This is a genomic window from Escherichia sp. Marseille-Q3837, assembly GCF_916618735.1.
GTDB lineage: Bacteria > Pseudomonadota > Gammaproteobacteria > Enterobacterales > Enterobacteriaceae > Escherichia > Escherichia ruysiae.
In genome coordinates this window covers 687,081-705,587 of sequence record NZ_CAKAKC010000001.1, presented here as the reverse complement: position 1 = coordinate 705,587, position 18,507 = coordinate 687,081, and the positions used below count along the sequence as shown (strand labels likewise).

General features: G+C 52.5%; 14 protein-coding genes, 1 tRNA gene and 1 other RNA gene. 12 read left to right on the top strand and 4 right to left on the bottom strand.

The annotated features are described in order from the left end of the window. Positions 1 to 87 precede the first annotated feature (87 nt). From LG381_RS03335 to dppF, 7 genes are all read left to right on the top strand, one after another. Positions 88 to 164: transfer RNA gene (locus LG381_RS03335), tRNA-Pro, on the top strand. A gap of 34 nt (positions 165 to 198) precedes the next feature. Further along, positions 199 to 332, top strand: a non-coding RNA gene (locus LG381_RS03330) — RtT sRNA. Positions 333 to 1,074: 742 nt separating this feature from the next. After that, complete coding sequence (dppA, locus tag LG381_RS03325; protein WP_001222867.1) at positions 1,075 to 2,682, top strand: dipeptide ABC transporter substrate-binding protein DppA; 1,608 nt, start codon at positions 1,075 to 1,077, stop codon at positions 2,680 to 2,682. Between the two features lie 307 nt (positions 2,683 to 2,989). Further along, a complete protein-coding gene (gene dppB, locus LG381_RS03320; RefSeq protein WP_000938858.1) occupies positions 2,990 to 4,009 on the top strand; it encodes a dipeptide ABC transporter permease DppB in 1,020 nt (339 codons plus the stop codon). A 9-nt stretch (positions 4,010 to 4,018) separates the two neighbouring features. Continuing rightward, positions 4,019 to 4,921, top strand: a complete 903-nt coding sequence (gene dppC / locus LG381_RS03315; protein ID WP_000084683.1) for a dipeptide ABC transporter permease DppC — start codon at positions 4,019 to 4,021, stop codon at positions 4,919 to 4,921. A 10-nt stretch (positions 4,922 to 4,931) separates the two neighbouring features. Further along, positions 4,932 to 5,915, top strand: a complete 984-nt coding sequence (gene dppD, locus LG381_RS03310) for a dipeptide ABC transporter ATP-binding protein (protein ID WP_135385354.1) — start codon at positions 4,932 to 4,934, stop codon at positions 5,913 to 5,915. Beyond that, positions 5,912 to 6,916: a dipeptide ABC transporter ATP-binding subunit DppF gene (dppF, locus tag LG381_RS03305; RefSeq protein WP_000107036.1), complete on the top strand. Its 1,005-nt coding sequence runs from the start codon at positions 5,912 to 5,914 to the stop codon at positions 6,914 to 6,916. The genes dppD and dppF overlap by 4 nt, the downstream gene beginning before the upstream one ends. Before the next feature lie 29 nt (positions 6,917 to 6,945). Here dppF and LG381_RS03300 read toward each other — a convergent pair whose 3' ends face one another. Continuing rightward, positions 6,946 to 8,217: an amino acid permease gene (locus LG381_RS03300; protein ID WP_001153787.1), complete on the bottom strand. Its 1,272-nt coding sequence runs from the start codon at positions 8,215 to 8,217 to the stop codon at positions 6,946 to 6,948. Between the two features lie 481 nt (positions 8,218 to 8,698). Here LG381_RS03300 and LG381_RS03295 point away from each other — a divergent pair, with 481 nt between their 5' ends. After that, a complete protein-coding gene (locus LG381_RS03295; RefSeq protein ID WP_000141666.1) occupies positions 8,699 to 8,806 on the top strand; it encodes a type I toxin-antitoxin system toxin Ldr family protein in 108 nt (35 codons plus the stop codon). A gap of 85 nt (positions 8,807 to 8,891) precedes the next feature. Here LG381_RS03295 and bcsG read toward each other — a convergent pair whose 3' ends face one another. Genes bcsG through bcsE form a run of 3 tightly spaced genes read right to left on the bottom strand, consistent with a single transcriptional unit; the run spans position 8,892 to position 12,327 of the window. Beyond that, entirely contained in the window at positions 8,892 to 10,571 is a 1,680-nt protein-coding gene (bcsG, locus tag LG381_RS03290; protein WP_000191562.1) for a cellulose biosynthesis protein BcsG, read from the bottom strand. Continuing rightward, positions 10,568 to 10,759 carry a cellulose biosynthesis protein BcsF gene (bcsF, locus tag LG381_RS03285; RefSeq protein WP_000988318.1) on the bottom strand — a complete coding sequence of 64 codons (192 nt, stop codon included), beginning with the start codon at positions 10,757 to 10,759 and terminating at the stop codon, positions 10,568 to 10,570. The genes bcsG and bcsF overlap by 4 nt, the downstream gene beginning before the upstream one ends. Then, complete coding sequence (gene bcsE / locus LG381_RS03280; protein ID WP_001205753.1) at positions 10,756 to 12,327, bottom strand: cellulose biosynthesis c-di-GMP-binding protein BcsE; 1,572 nt, start codon at positions 12,325 to 12,327, stop codon at positions 10,756 to 10,758. Before bcsE ends, bcsF begins: the two co-directional genes overlap by 4 nt. A gap of 258 nt (positions 12,328 to 12,585) precedes the next feature. Between bcsE and bcsR the strand changes: the two genes are divergently transcribed. Genes bcsR through bcsB form a run of 4 tightly spaced genes read left to right on the top strand, consistent with a single transcriptional unit; the run spans position 12,586 to position 18,503 of the window. Next, positions 12,586 to 12,774, top strand: coding sequence for a cellulose biosynthesis protein BcsR (bcsR, locus tag LG381_RS03275; protein WP_001063311.1), 189 nt, complete (start codon positions 12,586 to 12,588; stop codon positions 12,772 to 12,774). A gap of 11 nt (positions 12,775 to 12,785) precedes the next feature. Continuing rightward, complete coding sequence (gene bcsQ, locus LG381_RS03270; RefSeq protein WP_000279496.1) at positions 12,786 to 13,538, top strand: cellulose biosynthesis protein BcsQ; 753 nt, start codon at positions 12,786 to 12,788, stop codon at positions 13,536 to 13,538. Then, positions 13,535 to 16,153, top strand: a complete 2,619-nt coding sequence (gene bcsA, locus LG381_RS03265) for a UDP-forming cellulose synthase catalytic subunit (protein ID WP_000025928.1) — start codon at positions 13,535 to 13,537, stop codon at positions 16,151 to 16,153. The genes bcsQ and bcsA overlap by 4 nt, the downstream gene beginning before the upstream one ends. Before the next feature lie 10 nt (positions 16,154 to 16,163). Further along, positions 16,164 to 18,503: a cellulose biosynthesis cyclic di-GMP-binding regulatory protein BcsB gene (bcsB, locus tag LG381_RS03260; RefSeq protein WP_225762020.1), complete on the top strand. Its 2,340-nt coding sequence runs from the start codon at positions 16,164 to 16,166 to the stop codon at positions 18,501 to 18,503. The last annotated feature ends 4 nt before the right edge of the window (positions 18,504 to 18,507 follow it).

Genomic DNA, 18,507 nt, shown 5'->3' with positions numbered 1-18,507 from the left:
CCTGCTGACTTTCTCGCCGATCAAAAGGCATTTTGCTATTAAGGGATTGACGAGGGCGTATCTGCGCAGTAAGATGCGCCCCGCATTCGGTGATTGGCGCAGCCTGGTAGCGCACTTCGTTCGGGACGAAGGGGTCGGAGGTTCGAATCCTCTATCACCGACCAAATTCGAAAAGCCTGCTCAGCGAGCAGGCTTTTTTGCGTTTGTAGCCTATGAGGATGAGAACCTCCGGGGGGAGGGAGGTTCGACTCGAGCGAAGCGAGAGAACGTTGCGCCAGCAACGGCCCGCAGGGCGAGCCACGAAGTGGCGAGTAATCCTCTATCACCGACCAATTTAGAAAAACCAGCCTATGGGCTGGTTTTTTGCTTTCTGCGGCCTGAAGAGGATGAGAACCTCCGGGGGCAGGAGGTTCGACTCGACCTAGGCCTGATAAGACGCGCCAGCGTCGCATCAGGCAAATGTGCCGGCCCATTGTCGGATGCGGCGTGAACACCTTATTCGACCTACACATCACACATTTCCCTGCCAAATTTGCGCCCCATATCTCACTATCCATTAACGGATTTGTGACAGAAACCATTGTCTTTTTTTATATTTGCTTAAATCTATTATTGCGTTACTTATGGCTGGCGCTGGCATTTTCCGCTGTGCGTTTTAGCGTTCATGGTATTAATCGCTCAGATATCCACCTTTTCCTCAGATTTTTTTCATTAAAAGCATAAAACTTAATCACCAATTGTTGCGAAATATTAAGGTGATTGTTCTGGTTATGTTGGAGTAGCACAAATTTCTCTGCTGCAAATAGCGGTTTGAAGTTTTTTTAATCTTTGTTTGTGGATTCTCACCGTTGGTGTAAATCCCGGTTGGCTGTATTGACGTTTTCACATTCTGTTGACAGATTGTAGGTCACGAGGGGCATTTTATGGAGGATCCGCACTGTTACACTGATGTTAATTAGTACGGCATCCCCACCTCATAACGTTGACCCGACCGGGCAAAAAACAAAAAAGGTCAGGCAACGACAACCCACTGCAAAGGGTTAAAACAACAAACATCACAATTGGAGCAGAATAATGCGTATTTCCTTGAAAAAGTCAGGGATGCTGAAGCTTGGTCTCAGCCTGGTGGCTATGACCGTTGCAGCAAGTGTTCAGGCTAAAACTCTGGTTTATTGCTCAGAAGGTTCGCCTGAAGGGTTTAACCCGCAGCTGTTTACCTCCGGCACCACCTATGACGCCTCTTCCGTACCGCTTTATAACCGCCTGGTTGAATTTAAAATCGGCACCACCGAAGTGATTCCAGGCCTCGCTGAAAAGTGGGAAATCAGCGAAGACGGTAAAACCTATACCTTCCATCTGCGTAAAGGTGTGAAGTGGCATGACAATAAAGAATTCAAACCGACGCGCGAACTGAACGCCGATGACGTGGTGTTCTCGTTCGATCGTCAGAAAAACGCGCAAAACCCGTACCATAAAGTTTCTGGCGGCAGCTACGAATACTTCGAAGGCATGGGCTTGCCGGAGCTGATCAGCGAAGTGAAGAAGGTGGACGACAACACCGTTCAGTTCGTGTTGACGCGTCCGGAAGCGCCGTTCCTCGCTGACCTGGCAATGGACTTCGCCTCTATTCTGTCAAAAGAATATGCTGACGCGATGATGAAAGCCGGTACGCCAGAAAAACTGGATCTCAACCCAATCGGCACTGGCCCGTTCCAGTTACAGCAGTACCAGAAAGATTCCCGTATTCGCTACAAAGCATTTGATGGTTATTGGGGCACCAAACCGCAGATCGATACGCTGGTCTTCTCTATTACTCCTGATGCTTCTGTGCGTTACGCAAAATTGCAGAAGAACGAATGCCAGGTGATGCCGTACCCGAACCCGGCAGATATCGCCCGCATGAAGCAGGATAAATCCATCAACCTGATGGAAATGCCGGGGCTGAACGTCGGTTATCTCTCGTATAACGTGCAGAAAAAACCACTGGATGACGTGAAAGTTCGCCAGGCACTGACCTACGCGGTGAACAAAGACGCGATAATCAAAGCGGTTTATCAGGGCGCGGGCGTGGCAGCGAAAAACCTGATCCCGCCAACCATGTGGGGCTATAACGACGACGTTCAGGATTACACCTATGATCCTGAAAAAGCGAAAGCCTTGCTGAAAGAAGCCGGTCTGGAAAAAGGTTTCTCCATCGATCTGTGGGCAATGCCGGTACAGCGTCCGTATAACCCGAACGCTCGCCGCATGGCGGAGATGATTCAGGCGGACTGGGCGAAAGTGGGCGTACAGGCCAAAATCGTCACCTACGAATGGGGTGAGTACCTCAAGCGTGCGAAAGATGGCGAGCATCAGACGGTAATGATGGGCTGGACTGGCGATAACGGGGATCCGGATAACTTCTTCGCCACCCTGTTCAGCTGCGCCGCCTCTGAACAAGGCTCCAACTACTCAAAATGGTGCTACAAACCGTTTGAAGATCTGATTCAACCGGCGCGTGCTACCGACGACCACAACAAGCGCGTTGAACTGTACAAACAAGCACAGGTGGTGATGCACGATCAGGCTCCGGCACTGATCATCGCTCACTCCACCGTGTTTGAACCGGTACGCAAAGAAGTTAAAGGCTATGTGGTTGATCCATTAGGCAAACATCACTTCGAAAACGTCTCTATCGAATAATTAAAAGTCATACAAGACTGATGACAAAGGCAAAACTGCCTGATGCGCTCCGCTTATCAGGCCTACGAAAATTCTGCAATGTATTGAGTTTGCTCGATTTTGTAGGTCGGATAAGGCGTTTACGCCGCATCCGGCATGAACAAAGCGCACTTTGTCAACAATCTGCATACCCGGTGGTGCTGTGCCTTTAAGTGCAGCGCCATCCGGCAGCAATACTTCATTCCCTGTCCGGCACGGGCGGGAATTGATTGGTGAGCAATACAGACACGCAGTTCCAGGCTGCGGGTCACTATAGAGAATCCGGGTTATGTTGCAGTTTATTCTCCGACGTTTGGGACTCGTCATCCCCACGTTTATCGGTATTACCCTTCTCACCTTTGCCTTTGTTCACATGATCCCCGGCGATCCGGTGATGATCATGGCGGGCGAACGTGGGATCTCCCCAGAGCGTCATGCGCAATTGCTGGCAGAACTCGGCTTAGATAAGCCGATGTGGCAGCAGTATCTCCATTACATTTGGGGCGTTATGCACGGCGATCTAGGCATTTCGATGAAAAGCCGCATCCCGGTTTGGGAAGAGTTCGTGCCACGCTTCCAGGCTACGCTGGAACTTGGTGTTTGCGCGATGATTTTTGCGACTGCGGTCGGTATTCCGGTTGGTGTACTGGCTGCGGTTAAACGCGGTTCCATTTTCGATCACACGGCGGTTGGTCTGGCGCTGACCGGCTACTCGATGCCAATCTTCTGGTGGGGCATGATGTTGATCATGCTGGTTTCAGTGCACTGGAACCTGACGCCTGTCTCCGGTCGCGTGAGCGACATGGTGTTTCTCGATGATTCCAATCCGTTAACCGGTTTTATGCTGATCGACACCGCCATCTGGGGGGAAGACGGTAACTTTATCGATGCCGTCGCCCATATGCTCCTGCCCGCTATTGTGCTGGGTACTATCCCGCTGGCGGTTATCGTTCGTATGACGCGCTCCTCCATGCTGGAAGTGCTGGGCGAGGATTACATCCGCACCGCGCGAGCCAAAGGGCTGACCCGCCTTAGGGTGATTATCGTCCATGCGCTGCGTAACGCGATGCTGCCGGTGGTGACCGTTATCGGCCTTCAGGTGGGAACATTGCTGGCGGGGGCGATTCTGACCGAAACCATCTTCTCGTGGCCCGGTCTGGGGCGCTGGTTGATTGACGCACTGCAACGCCGCGACTATCCGGTAGTGCAGGGCGGCGTATTGCTGGTGGCGACGATGATTATCCTCGTCAACCTGCTGGTCGATCTGCTGTACGGCGTGGTGAACCCGCGTATTCGTCATAAGAAGTAAGGGAACATCATGTCACAGGTTACTGAAAATAAAGTGATTACTGCACCGGTGCCGATGACCCCGTTACAGGAGTTCTGGCACTATTTTAAACGCAACAAAGGCGCGGTCGTCGGGCTGGTTTACGTCGTCATCGTGCTGTTTATCGCGATCTTTGCCAACTGGATTGCACCCTATAACCCGGCGGAACAGTTCCGCGATGCGCTGCTCGCCCCGCCAGCGTGGCAGGAAGGCGGCAGCATGGCGCACTTGCTGGGCACCGATGATGTTGGTCGCGATGTGATGTCGCGCCTGATGTACGGTGCACGGCTGTCGCTGCTGGTCGGTTGTCTGGTGGTGGTGTTATCGCTGATTATGGGCGTTATTCTCGGCCTGATCGCCGGTTACTTTGGCGGCCTGGTCGATAACATCATCATGCGCGTGGTCGATATCATGCTGGCGCTGCCAAGCCTGTTGCTGGCGCTGGTGCTGGTGGCTATCTTCGGCCCGTCGATTGGTAACGCCGCGCTGGCGCTGACCTTCGTTGCCTTGCCGCACTATGTCCGCTTAACCCGCGCCGCCGTGCTGGTGGAGGTGAATCGCGATTACGTTACCGCTTCTCGCGTAGCGGGAGCCGGGGCGCTGCGCCAGATGTTTATCAATATTCTTCCCAACTGCCTTGCGCCGCTGATTGTTCAGGCGTCGCTCGGTTTCTCTAACGCCATTCTCGATATGGCTGCTCTTGGTTTCCTCGGTATGGGGGCGCAGCCGCCAACGCCGGAGTGGGGCACCATGCTCTCCGATGTGTTGCAGTTCGCGCAAAGCGCCTGGTGGGTCGTGACCTTCCCTGGTCTGGCGATCCTGCTGACGGTGCTGGCATTTAACCTGATGGGTGACGGTCTGCGTGACGCGCTCGATCCCAAACTGAAGCAGTAAGAGGTTCGAGATGGCGTTATTAAATATAGATAAATTATCGGTGCATTTCGGCGACGAAAGCGCACCGTTCCGCGCCGTAGACCGCATCAGCTACAGCGTGAAACAGGGCGAAGTGGTCGGGATTGTGGGTGAATCCGGTTCGGGTAAATCGGTCAGTTCACTGGCGATTATGGGGCTGATTGATTATCCGGGTCGCGTGATGGCGGAAAAGCTGGAATTTAATGGCCAGGATTTGCAGCGTATCTCGGAAAAAGAGCGCCGCAATCTGGTGGGTGCCGAAGTAGCGATGATCTTCCAGGACCCGATGACCAGTCTCAACCCGTGCTACACCGTGGGTTTCCAGATTATGGAAGCGATTAAGGTGCATCAGGGCGGTAACAAAAGTACCCGCCGTCAGCGGGCGATTGACCTGTTGAATCAGGTCGGTATTCCCGATCCGGCATCGCGTCTGGATGTTTACCCGCATCAGCTTTCCGGCGGAATGAGCCAGCGCGTGATGATCGCCATGGCGATTGCCTGTCGGCCAAAACTGCTGATTGCCGATGAACCGACCACCGCGCTGGACGTGACCATTCAGGCGCAAATCATCGAACTGCTGCTGGAGTTGCAGCAGAAAGAGAATATGGCGCTGGTGTTGATCACCCATGACCTGGCGCTGGTGGCGGAAGCGGCGCATAAAATCATCGTGATGTATGCAGGCCAGGTGGTGGAAACGGGCGATGCTCACGCCATCTTCCGTGCGCCGCGTCATCCGTATACTCAGGCATTGCTACGCGCGCTGCCGGAATTTGCTCAGGACAAAGAACGTCTGGCGTCGTTGCCTGGTGTCGTTCCCGGCAAGTACGACCGCCCGAACGGCTGCCTGCTTAACCCGCGCTGTCCCTATGCCACTGACAGATGCCGCGCTGAAGAACCGGCGCTGAATATGCTTGCTGACGGGCGTCAGTCCAAATGCCATTACCCACTTGATGATGCCGGGAGGCCCACACTATGAGTACGCAAGAGGCCACCTCGCAACAACCGCTGTTGCAGGCTATCGACCTGAAAAAACATTATCCGGTGAAGAAAGGTATGTTCGCACCGGAACGTCTGGTGAAGGCGCTGGATGGTGTTTCGTTTAACCTTGAACGTGGCAAAACGCTGGCAGTAGTGGGCGAATCTGGCTGCGGTAAATCGACCCTCGGTCGGTTGCTGACGATGATTGAAACGCCCACCGGCGGCGAGCTGTATTACCAGGGGCAGGATCTGCTTAAGCACGATCCGCAGGCGCAGAAGCTGCGTCGGCAGAAAATCCAGATTGTCTTCCAGAACCCTTACGGTTCGCTGAATCCGCGTAAAAAAGTTGGGCAAATTCTCGAAGAGCCGCTGCTGATCAACACCAGCTTAAGCAAAGAACAGCGTCGGGAAAAAGCCCTGTCGATGATGGCGAAAGTCGGCCTGAAAACCGAGCACTACGACCGCTATCCGCACATGTTTTCCGGCGGTCAGCGTCAGCGTATCGCCATTGCACGTGGTCTGATGCTCGACCCGGACGTGGTGATTGCCGATGAACCGGTTTCCGCGCTGGACGTCTCGGTGCGTGCGCAGGTGCTCAACCTGATGATGGATTTGCAGCAGGAACTGGGGCTTTCTTATGTCTTCATCTCCCACGACCTGTCGGTGGTGGAGCACATTGCCGATGAAGTGATGGTGATGTACCTGGGCCGCTGCGTGGAGAAGGGAACGAAAGACCAAATCTTCAATAACCCGCGCCATCCGTACACTCAGGCGCTACTTTCCGCGACGCCGCGCCTGAACCCGGACGATCGCCGCGAGCGCATTAAGCTTACCGGTGAACTGCCAAGCCCACTCAATCCACCGCCGGGCTGCGCCTTTAATGCTCGTTGTCGTCGACGCTTCGGCCCCTGCACCCAGTTGCAGCCGCAGCTAAAAGACTACGGCGGTCAACTGGTCGCTTGTTTTGCTGTTGATCAGGATGAAAATCCGCAGCGTTAACTCACAAAACCGGGGCCATGCGCTCCGGTTTACTCAATCAACTTCAACAGTGGCGACAAGCACAGCAAAATGCCGTACAGCAGAATCAGCCAGACTTTTAACCCGCGAAGTTTTTCCAGTTGTGCGACTTTATAGATCAGGAAAAACGGAATGAGGCACGACACAATGCCATATAACGGGCTTCCCAACTGAAAGAACACCAGCACCGATACACGAAACGAAACCCAAATCGTCAACGTAATGACGATAAAAGCGCAAATTGCCAGAGTCAGTATGCGTGAGTTAATTTTTCGGGTATCAATAATTCGGCTTAACAGATTGAGAATAATGCCTTTAATGGCCTCGTGGAAACCGAGATAAATGCCAAAAAATGCGGTCAGTACAGCAAAGATATTCAACACCGTAGAGGTGATATGAATGATATGCCCAGGGATCACCTGTGCCGCCAGTGCCAGTGCCGAGATATTTTGCTCAAAGGCAGAAACGGCTTCTTCATGGCTAATCGAAAAGGTAAACGAAAAGGCAAAAAACAGGATCACCGCGATGAGCGTGATATAGCTAATCCGATGGGTGCGCAGCGCGAGTCGTGTTGCCAGCACTTTATTTGCTTCTCGTTTGCGGTAGGCAATATTCATCGGGTTAAGCACCTGAATAAATACTGCAGAAAAGAAGCAAAAAGGGATAGTAAGCAGGACGTCGCGAAAGAAGACGGAGGCTTGTGGGAACGCGGTTATATTGGCGAAATTCCAGTGCGGGATCATCGCAAAACCGAACACCACAATAATGCCCACTTTGACCACCACCATCGGGCCGGAAATTTTAAACAATAATCTTTCCCCACCTGACGCGATAGCTACCAGTACGGCGAAAATAGCCACTTTATAAAGTAGGGATTGTGAAAGATCGGCATCGGTCAAACCGAAGGTTTTCAGGTATGAGGCGCTGTCGAAAACCACGGAGAGGGAATAGATAAAAATCCCGTGGATAATCATCAAAAAGTAGATAACGCCGAGAAATATTCCCCAGTTCTTCCCCAGGTAATGACTGATAATATCGGTGTAGTCATTACAGGATTCACTTTCAGATAGTGTTTTTAAATAAATATCCTGCACTACCCAGGTTGCTGGATAAGCAATAATGGCGGCGGTGATAAATACCCAAATTCCCTTCAGCCCAATTTGTACTGGCATCAGCACCGTTCCGGCACCAATTGCCATTCCTATGCATAATAAAACCCAGCCGAAGTCGTATCGCGTAAATGGTAATTTCTGATCGCGTAGTTGTAATGTGTTGTCCTGCATAAAGTCCTGTCCAGAAAGAAGTCAGCCCCGCAAAGATGGTTATCCCCCGTTTCTCTTGCGCAACAGGCGGAGAAGTCGAATACGCAGTGTGCTAAGAATGAGGCAACAGATTCACCGGGGAGAATCGCGAGGAGGCGCAATTCTACAAAATTGCGCATTTCACTACCAGTCTGGTGTCAGAGCGCGGGTAATGCGTACAGTGAAAATTCTGCAAATATGAAAATAAGCTGGAATGTATCGCGCAAAGTGAAAAACAGGCAGATGCCAGGGGCAGAAAGCGTCAGTAGAATCAGCCGCAAGCCGGAGGGTTCCGGTGAGGCGCAATGTTGCGGGGGCTTTATCCCTGGTGGCATTGGTTGCTGGAGAGAGAAAACCCCCGCACGTTGCAGGTATACACCTGACAACATCACGGGGGCTAATCTTGAACCTAGACCGCTTAAGAATAGCCGCGAAACGTTGTCATTACAACACAGGCGGCTATATGACGTTCGCGCAGTTAGGCATGGCCTTCTGGCACGATTTAGCGGCTCCGGTCATTGCTGGCATTCTCGCCAGCCTGATCGTGAGCTGGCTGAATAAGCGGAAGTAACGTGCCGTGCGGGTGTCGGCTGCCGTAATGGCAATTTGCGCCCGAACCAGGCCGCAGGGGTGAAACTCTGCGGCCTTTTTCGTGTTTATTGCGGGTATGGCACCCAATCGCCACCGTTCAGGCGAACGTACGGTTTATCCTGATATTGAATCACCACCGCGTTTGAGTTCTCGGATACCGGTGCTGTTTGTGGCAATCCGCTGGTGAGTTTTTTCCAGTCAACATTGTCTTCGGTGAAAATTTTACCGTCGAGAACGCGAACCACCAGATCAGAAATTGCCAGGAAACTGCTTGGTTGGTCGATGACAATCGGTGCCCCCTGGTGTGGTGCCTTCATACCGAAGAATTTCACGCCAACGGGGACGTCTGTGATAGACGGGCTAGGGATATCACGTAAGCCAGATACCTGCATTCTGTCGCCCTTCAGCGCGCCGCCGTGTTCTGGCACCACTACCACCATCACTTTACGACCCGATTTCTCCAGTTCAGTAAAGAATGCGTCCAGTTCATCAAAGAACTTCTGCGCCCGCGCTTTGTAATCCGCTGTTTTGCTGACGCCCGGATAATGGTTGCCATCGTGCAGTGGAAGCGTGTTGTAGAACGTGGCACTACGGCTGTTTTTATCTTTTTCAGTAACGTCCAGCCAGCGGTTAAGTACGGCGGTATCGTCATAAACCGGCGAACCATCAAAGCCCAGCAAAATAACCGGCAGATTCGTTTGATCCATCAATTCTGTCTGCATACCGCCATTTTCGCGCACTTCTTTCAGGAAGCCGCCGAATTGACCGTTATGCCCCATCATCAGATGCTGGGTAAAGCCCAGTTTTGACAAGTTATCGAACAGATAGCAGTCATTATTGGCTGGTTGGTACAGATTGGTGTGCGAAGTCTGACCACAGCTGGCGCGCAGCAGACGAATCGCCGCCGGGCCGCTGTATGAGGTCGCAGAGTTGAAATTCTTGAACTCAATATCGAAATGCGACCATAACGGATGCGACATTAACCCGGCAGCTTCAATGTCCGACCAGGAGAGTGAGCAGATGTTGATGACCAGCAATTCAAATGGCTGTGCATCTGCCGGAAGCGCGGATGGGAAGGTCGATTTACGTTTCGCTTCGGCGTTATAGAAATTATTCAGCCATGCATTAAGATTCGCGGTTGTCGGCGGCGCGGTTTGCGCAGGCATATCACCCACCACCGGCGTACCGCCTGCGGCTGCGACCGTTGCCGCTGCATTACCGCCCGTCGTTGTCACCGTCGTGGTCGGTTGACCGGCAGGCCACAGGGAGAAACTTGGTCCAGCCAGCGTAAGTACGTTCAGCCATACCAGAATAGCGACGACAAATATGGTGATACGAATCCATTGTGACAGGAACAACCACGCCACTAACAATACAAAAATGGCTCCGATCATCTGCCAGTTAATAAAGCGAGTAACGAGGTCGATTAAATAATCGCTACTGAAACCAGCCACTTGCGAACCCTGACTCATGATGCTTTCCGGGCCTGGTAGCCAGGTGTCATGCCAGAACAATGCAAAACCGATTGGCAGGGCTATCCAGTGGCGTAGACGGTGCAGGCTATAGCGCGGAATAGGCATTAGCAGAAACGCGGCAAACACCAGGTTAAGCAGCGGATGGAAGTTAAGATATCCCGCCCATAACAGGCCAAACTTGACCAGAAAATAGAAGTTCCAGCCAGAAAGGCCGCGCCAGTATTGCCAGAGGGAAGAAGGCATAGCGGTGTTTTGGGTAAATTGAGTCATTTTTTGGTTGCCCTGGCTTTTTCCGCACGGCGTAATGTACCGGCCGGTTTTACATAACGAGGTTTAGCAAATAACAAACGCAAAGTGTCACGAATACGCCGTAGAGAATGCCGCGCCAGATAGCCCAGCGGGAAAAATATCAGTGCGCAAACGATAATAATTTCAACGATATCGCTGATGGTCATCATGATGAACGCTCCACAGCATCATCCAATAATCGCAGTGGTTCAGGTATGCGTCGCCAGTTGCGACCATCGTGTTCGGCATTGATGACTGGCGTGGAACCCTGCGTTAAAGGCAGCGGCATCCCCCATTGTTCCGGGGCGAGTAAACGCATTTGCACCAGCTCGGCGCTGATTTGGTCATCTTCAAACCAGACCATGCGGTTAGAGAAAATGTCGCCAGTAGGTAGTGGGAAGATATGATTCAATGCGGTATCCAGATCGTTAATCCGGCAGAAAGAGAGGAACAGCACCAGTCGATTGCCGCCAATCGTCATAATATCGCCGGTACGGTTAGGGCGACACAGCGTCAGAGCTTGTTCAACGCGAATGCCAGGCACCGGGCGCAGAGCCACCAGAACGCCTTTGCCGTGAGCGGGTAACAGGGTGTTATTCATCATATTATTGACCGCGTCACAGAATACATCCCACTTCTGGAACCCCCGCAGTTTAATCGGCTGAGTCATCGACAACAGCGTGGTGATATCTTCCGGTACATAGCGGCTGAACTTCTGTCCCTGCACGCTTTCAATCATTGTCAGACAGCGAGAGAGCGGGGCGTTCCATGGAATAACCATATTTGCGCCGCAGGCCAACAGTAAACGTTCGTCGGTGGCGCGCAGGCTGGCAATATTTTCCCGCACGAGGATTTTCAACGCGCTACCACGCTGGCGACGCAATGTATGAATACTGCGGGCCAGCGGTTCAATTTGCCCATTTTGCTGCAAAGAGAACACGACCGTCGCGGCCTGAGAGGTACGTGCTTCATTGAACAGCGTTTCGTTATTGTCGAATAGCTTCCAGTGTTCCGATAGCGGTGGCGCGCCTTCCAGTACGGCAATATTACTGAGAATACGCTTTTCATCGCTGCGTGGTTGGATCTCCGCCTCTTCGCGCTGAACTAACGCCCAGACGCCATTTTGGTGCTGGACGGTCAGTTGCTGACGGGCGCTGACGCCTTTTTCGTTACACCAAAAAGCGATATCCAGCAGATGCTGATCGCCCTGAAAACGCAAACTGGCAAGTCCAAAAAGCGAACGATACTCCTCCAGTAACAATGAAAATTGTTTATCGTTATTATTTCCGGGATTAATTACCAGCAGTGAACAATGGTTTAGCCTGCACCATTTATTCATTTTTTCCAGCCATAGGCGAAGGCGCTCGGCAGAAATGTTTTGCCATGCGTTATTTGCGCAAACAAGAATGAACAGGTAATTATTGGGAACAACTGAACATTGTAAATCACGGGGCAAATAGTATAGACCTTTTTCATGATTTAGCATTGAAAATAATTTTATTTTTTCTGGTCCTTGAGAATCATCTAATTTGAAAATTTTCTCGGGATCGCTATCCATGCTAATGACCGCGACTTGCGCGGTTTCAGCTTGAGAAGCCATCGTTTGATTCACCAGGCTAATAGCATCTTCTTGACGATCGACGTTAAACCACCAGACGCCGCCTGCTGGCATATGTCGCAGCTCATCCCACAAGGATGAGATACCGATAGAGAATACGGGGTCCACAGTGTCCCTCAAGTCGCCATTTTGTCTGATTATCAGTTTACTAGCGAAAGCTAAGAAATAAACCTACCATTGAAATTAAAACTTATCAGATTTAGCATGTGAATCAATTTAACAGGCCAGAAACCTTGTGATATCAGCCTTTTCGTTTTTTAGTTTTTCTGTTGCGTAACGGAAAGTCAAAAAATGAGCGGGTTTCTGTGCTGCCGTTAGCAATAAAGCGGCGAAATTGTCTTACTGTGTAATATGTTTATTTCATAGGGATCAACCATAATGAATAACAACGAACCCGATATTCTGCCTGATCCCGCGATAGGCTATATCTTCCAGAATGATATTTTGGCGTTAAAACAGGCTTTTTCACTGCCTGATATTGATTATGCCGATATTTCCCAACGAGAACAGTTGGCTGCGGCATTAAAACGTTGGCCGTTATTGGCTGAGTTTGCGCAAAAAAAGTAGGGGTGTGGTGAATGGCCGTTCTGGGATTGCAGGGGATGCGGGGTGGCGTGGGGACGACAACGATTACCGCCGCGTTAGGCTGGTCATTGCAAATGTTGGGAGAAAATGTCCTGCTGGTGGATGCCTGCCCGGACAATTTGCTGCGCCTGTCATTCAACGTTGATTTTTCTCATCGCCAGGGCTGGGCAAGAGCCATGCTGGATGGCCAGGATTGGCGTGATGCCGGGCTACGCTATACCTCACAGCTCGATCTGCTGCCCTTTGGTCAACTGACTCTCGAAGAACACGAGAATCCCCAGCACTGGCAAACACGGCTGGGCGAGATTTGCACTGGTATTCAGCAACTAAAGACCAGCGGACGTTATCAATGGATTTTGATCGATTTACCACGCGACGCCTCGCAGATAACGCATCAAATCATGAGTCTGTGCGATCACACCCTGGCGATCGTCAACGTGGATGCCAACTGTCATATTCGGCTGCATCAGCAGGCACTGCCCGCTGGCGCGCATATTTTGATTAATGATTTTCGTGTCGGCAGCCAGGTTCAGGACGATATTTACCAGCTATGGTTGCAAAGCCAGCGGCGCTTGTTGCCAATGTTGATCCATCGTGATGAAGCGATGGCTGAATGTCTGGCGGCAAAACAACCGTTGGGCGAATACCGTAGCGATGCGTTGGCGGCAGAAGAAATTCTGACGCTGGCGAACTGGTGTCTGTTGAACTATTCCGGGCTGAAAACGCCAGTCGGGAGCGCATCATGAGTATCCTGACCCGGTGGTTGCTTATCCCGCCGGTTAACGCACGTCTTATCGGGCGTTATCGGGAATATCGTCGTCATGGCGCGTCGCCTTTCAGCGCGACGCTCGGCTGTTTCTGGCTGATCCTTGCCTGGATTTTTATTCCGCTGGAGCACCCACGCTGGCAGCGTATTCGTGCGCAACATAAAATCCTGTTCCCTCATATCAACGCCTCGCGCCCGCGTCCGTTGGATCCTGTGCGCTATGTCATTCAGACCTGCTGGTTGCTGGTCAGTGCTTCGCGCAGAGAAACGCCGAAACCGCGCTGGCGGTCGTTTTCACGCTTGCAGAATATTCGTGGGCGTTATCATCAATGGATGGATGAATTGCCGGCTCGCTTCAGCCATAACACGCAACATCTTGATGAGAAAAAAGAGCTGGGACATCTGAGCGCCGGAGCACGGCGTTTTATTCTTGGCATCATTGTGACATTCTCGCTGATTCTGGCGCTGATTTGCGTCACCCAGCCGTTTAACCCGCTGTCGCAGTTTATCTTCCTGATGTTGCTGTGGGGTGTGGCATTAATGGTACGGCGAATGCCGGGACGCTTCTCTGCACTGATGCTGATTGTGCTGTCGCTGACCGTCTCTTGCCGTTATATCTGGTGGCGCTACACCTCCACGCTGAACTGGGATGATCCGGTCAGTCTGGTGTGCGGCTTAATTCTGTTGTTCGCCGAAACCTACGCATGGATTGTGCTGGTGCTCGGCTACTTCCAGGTCGTATGGCCGCTGAATCGTCAGCCCGTACCGCTGCCGAAAGATATGTCGCTGTGGCCGTCGGTGGATATTTTTGTGCCGACCTACAACGAAGATCTCAGCGTGGTGAAAAATACGATTTACGCCTCGCTGGGTATCGACTGGCCGAAAGACAAGCTGAACATCTGGATCCTCGATGACGGTGGCAGGGAGGAGTTTCGCCAGTTTGCGCAAAACGTTGGGGTGAAATATATCGCCCGTACCACTCATGAACATGCGAAAGCGGGCAATATCAACAATGCGCTGAAATATGCCAAAGGCGAGTTTGTGTCGATTTTCGACTGCGACCACGTGCCAACGCGCTCGTTCCTGCAAATGACCATGGGTTGGTTCCTGAAAGAAAAACAACTGGCGATGATGCAGACGCCGCACCACTTCTTCTCGCCAGACCCGTTTGAACGCAACCTGGGACGTTTTCGTAAAACGCCGAATGAAGGCACGCTGTTCTACGGTCTGGTGCAGGATGGTAACGATATGTGGGATGCCACCTTCTTCTGCGGTTCCTGTGCGGTGATCCGCCGTAAGCCGCTGGATGAGATTGGCGGTATTGCCGTCGAAACGGTAACCGAAGATGCGCACACTTCTTTGCGTTTGCACCGTCGTGGCTACACCTCCGCGTATATGCGCATTCCGCAGGCGGCGGGGCTGGCTACCGAAAGTCTGTCGGCGCATATCGGTCAGCGTATTCGCTGGGCGCGCGGGATGGTGCAAATCTTCCGCCTTGATAACCCGCTCACCGGTAAAGGGCTGAAGTTCGCGCAACGGCTGTGCTACGTCAACGCCATGTTCCATTTCTTGTCGGGCATTCCACGGCTGATCTTCCTGACTGCGCCGCTGGCGTTCCTGCTGCTTCATGCCTATATCATCTACGCACCTGCGTTGATGATCGCCCTGTTTGTGCTGCCGCATATGATCCACGCCAGCCTGACTAACTCGAAGATTCAGGGCAAATATCGCCACTCGTTCTGGAGTGAAATCTACGAAACAGTGCTGGCATGGTATATCGCACCACCGACGCTGGTGGCGCTGATTAACCCGCACAAAGGCAAATTTAACGTCACCGCCAAAGGTGGCCTGGTGGAGGAAGAGTATGTCGATTGGGTGATCTCGCGACCGTACATCTTCCTCGTACTGCTCAACCTGGTTGGTGTCGCTGTTGGCATTTGGCGTTACTTTTACGGTCCGCCAACCGAAATGCTCACCGTCGTCGTCAGTATGGTGTGGGTGTTCTACAACCTGATTATTCTCGGTGGCGCGGTAGCGGTATCGGTTGAAAGTAAACAGGTTCGTCGTTCGCATCGTGTTGAGATGACGATGCCAGCGGCAATTGCCCGCGAAGATGGTCACCTTTTCTCCTGCACCGTTCAGGACTTCTCCGACGGTGGGTTGGGGATCAAAATCCACGGTCAGGCGCAGATCCTGGAAGGGCAGAAAGTGAATCTGCTACTCAAACGCGGTCAACAGGAATACGTCTTCCCGACCCAGGTGGCACGCGTGATGGGTAACGAAGTCGGGCTGCAATTGATGCCGCTCACCACCCAGCAACATATCGATTTTGTGCAGTGTACGTTTGCCCGTGCGGATACATGGGCGCTCTGGCAGGACAGCTACCCGGAAGATAAGCCGCTGGAAAGTCTGCTGGATATTCTGAAGCTCGGCTTCCGTGGCTACCGCCATCTGGCGGAATTTGCACCTTCTTCAGTGAAGGGCATTTTCCGTGCGCTGACTTCTCTGGTTTCCTGGGTTGTTTCGTTCATTCCGCGCCGCCCGGAGCGGAGCGAAACGGTACAACCATCGGATCAGGCTTTGGCTCAACAATGATGATAACGCGATGAAAAGAAAACTATTCTGGATTTGTGCAGTGGCAATGGGGATGAGCGCATTCCCCTCTTTTATGACGCAGGCGACGCCAGCAACGCAACCACTGATCAATGCTGAGCCAGTTGTTCCTGCCCAGACGGAACAAAATCCGCAGGTGGGGCAGGTGATGCCGGGCGTGCAGGGAGCGGATGCGCCAGTCGTCGCGCAGAACGGCTCTTCGCGTGATGTGAAGCTGACCTTTGCGCAAATCGCGCCGCCGCCGGGCAGCATGGTGCTGCGAGGTATCAACCCGAACGGTAGCATTGAGTTTGGTATGCGCAGCGACGAAGTGGTGACGAAGGCGATGCTCAATCTCGAATACACGCCATCGCCGTCATTGCTGCCAATTCAGTCGCAGTTAAAAGTTTATCTCAATGATGAACTGATGGGCGTGCTGCCAGTGACTAAAGAGCAGTTGGGTAAAAAGACGCTGGCGCAAATGCCGATTAACCCACTGTTTATTACCGACTTCAACCGCGTGCGGCTGGAGTTTGTCGGTCATTATCAGGATGTGTGCGAAAACCCTGCCAGCACAACGCTCTGGCTGGATGTCGGACGCAGTAGCGGACTGGATCTGACGTATCAATCACTGAATGTGAAGAATGACCTGTCGCACTTCCCGATTCCATTCTTTGACCCACGCGATAACCGTGCCAACATCTTGCCGATGGTCTTTGCGGGCGCGCCGGATGTTGCGCTGCAACAGGCTTCCGCCATTGTTGCCTCGTGGTTTGGCTCGCGCTCTGGCTGGCGTGGGCAGAACTTCCCGGTACTCTATAACCAGCTTCCCGATCGCAATGCGATTGTTTTTGCGACTAACGACAAACGCCCGGACTTCCTGCGCGATCATCCGGCGGTAAAAGCCCCGGTGATTGAGATGATCAACCATCCGCAGAATCCTTACGTCAAACTGCTGGTGGTGTTTGGTCGTGACGACAAAGACCTGTTGCAGGCAGCGAAAGGTATCGCTCAGGGTAACATTCTGTTCCGTGGTGAAAGCGTGGTAGTGAATGAAGTGAAACCGCTGCTACCGCGTAAGCCTTACGATGCGCCGAACTGGGTACGTACCGATCGTCCGGTCACCTTTGGTGAACTGAAAACCTATGAAGAACAGTTACAATCCAGCGGTCTTGAGCCAGCAGCGATTAACGTTTCGCTAAACCTGCCGCCGGATCTCTACCTGATGCGCAGTACCGGCATTGATATGGATATTAATTACCGCTACACCATGCCGCCGGTGAAAGACAGTTCGCGGATGGATATCAGCCTGAATAACCAGTTCCTGCAATCCTTCAACCTGAGTAGCAAACAGGAGGCGAACCGCCTGCTGCTGCGTATTCCTGTGTTACAAGGTTTGCTGGACGGCAAAACGGATGTCTCTATTCCGGCGTTGAAGTTGGGGGCGACCAACCAGCTGCGCTTCGACTTTGAGTACATGAACCCGATGCCGGGCGGATCGGTGGATAACTGTATTACCTTCCAGCCGGTGCAGAACCATGTGGTGATTGGCGACGACTCCACTATCGACTTCTCGAAGTATTACCACTTCATTCCGATGCCGGATCTGCGCGCGTTTGCCAATGCGGGCTTCCCGTTCAGCCGGATGGCGGATCTGTCACAAACCATCACCGTAATGCCGAAAGCGCCCAACGAAGCACAGATGGAAACCTTACTGAATACCGTTGGCTTTATCGGCGCGCAGACGGGCTTCCCGGCGATTAACCTGACCGTGACCGATGATGGCAGCACCATTCAGGGGAAAGATGCCGACATCATGATCGTCGGCGGAATCCCGGACAAATTAAAAGACGACAAGCAGATTGACATGCTGGTACAGGCCACCGAAAGCTGGGTGAAAACGCCAATGCGCCAGACGCTATTCCCGGGTATTGTGCCGGACGAAAACGACCGTGCGGCAGAAACTCAGTCAACGCTGACCTCTTCTGGCGCGATGGCAGCGGTGATTGGCTTCCAGTCACCGTATAACGACCAGCGCAGCGTGATTGCTCTCCTGGCCGACAGTCCGCGCGGTTACGAAATGCTTAACGATGCGGTGAACGATAGCGGCAAACGCGCCACCATGTTCGGCTCGGTCGCGGTGATCCGTGAATCTGGTGTTAACAGTTTGCGGGTCGGCGACATCTATTACGTTGGTCATCTGCCGTGGTTCGAACGTTTGTGGTATGCACTGGCTAATCACCCGATTCTGTTGGCGGTGCTGGCTGCAATCAGCGTGGTATTGCTGGCCTGGGTACTGTGGCGTCTGTTGCGTATCATCAGCCGTCGTCGTCTTAACCCGGATAATGAGTAATTGA

Excerpts from the sequence above, each read along its gene's own strand:
- dppA (WP_001222867.1), top strand. The coding sequence starts at position 1,075 with ATGCGTATTTCCTTGAAAAAGTCAGGGATGCTGAAGCTTGGTCTCAGC.
- dppB (WP_000938858.1), top strand. The coding sequence starts at position 2,990 with ATGTTGCAGTTTATTCTCCGACGTTTGGGACTCGTCATCCCCACGTTT.
- dppC (WP_000084683.1), top strand. The coding sequence starts at position 4,019 with ATGTCACAGGTTACTGAAAATAAAGTGATTACTGCACCGGTGCCGATG.
- dppD (WP_135385354.1), top strand. The coding sequence starts at position 4,932 with ATGGCGTTATTAAATATAGATAAATTATCGGTGCATTTCGGCGACGAA.
- dppF (WP_000107036.1), top strand. The coding sequence starts at position 5,912 with ATGAGTACGCAAGAGGCCACCTCGCAACAACCGCTGTTGCAGGCTATC.
- LG381_RS03300 (WP_001153787.1), bottom strand. The coding sequence starts at position 8,217 with ATGCAGGACAACACATTACAACTACGCGATCAGAAATTACCATTTACG.
- LG381_RS03295 (WP_000141666.1), top strand. The coding sequence starts at position 8,699 with ATGACGTTCGCGCAGTTAGGCATGGCCTTCTGGCACGATTTAGCGGCT.
- bcsG (WP_000191562.1), bottom strand. The coding sequence starts at position 10,571 with ATGACTCAATTTACCCAAAACACCGCTATGCCTTCTTCCCTCTGGCAA.
- bcsF (WP_000988318.1), bottom strand. The coding sequence starts at position 10,759 with ATGATGACCATCAGCGATATCGTTGAAATTATTATCGTTTGCGCACTG.
- bcsR (WP_001063311.1), top strand. The coding sequence starts at position 12,586 with ATGAATAACAACGAACCCGATATTCTGCCTGATCCCGCGATAGGCTAT.
- bcsQ (WP_000279496.1), top strand. The coding sequence starts at position 12,786 with ATGGCCGTTCTGGGATTGCAGGGGATGCGGGGTGGCGTGGGGACGACA.
- bcsA (WP_000025928.1), top strand. The coding sequence starts at position 13,535 with ATGAGTATCCTGACCCGGTGGTTGCTTATCCCGCCGGTTAACGCACGT.
- bcsB (WP_225762020.1), top strand. The coding sequence starts at position 16,164 with ATGAAAAGAAAACTATTCTGGATTTGTGCAGTGGCAATGGGGATGAGC.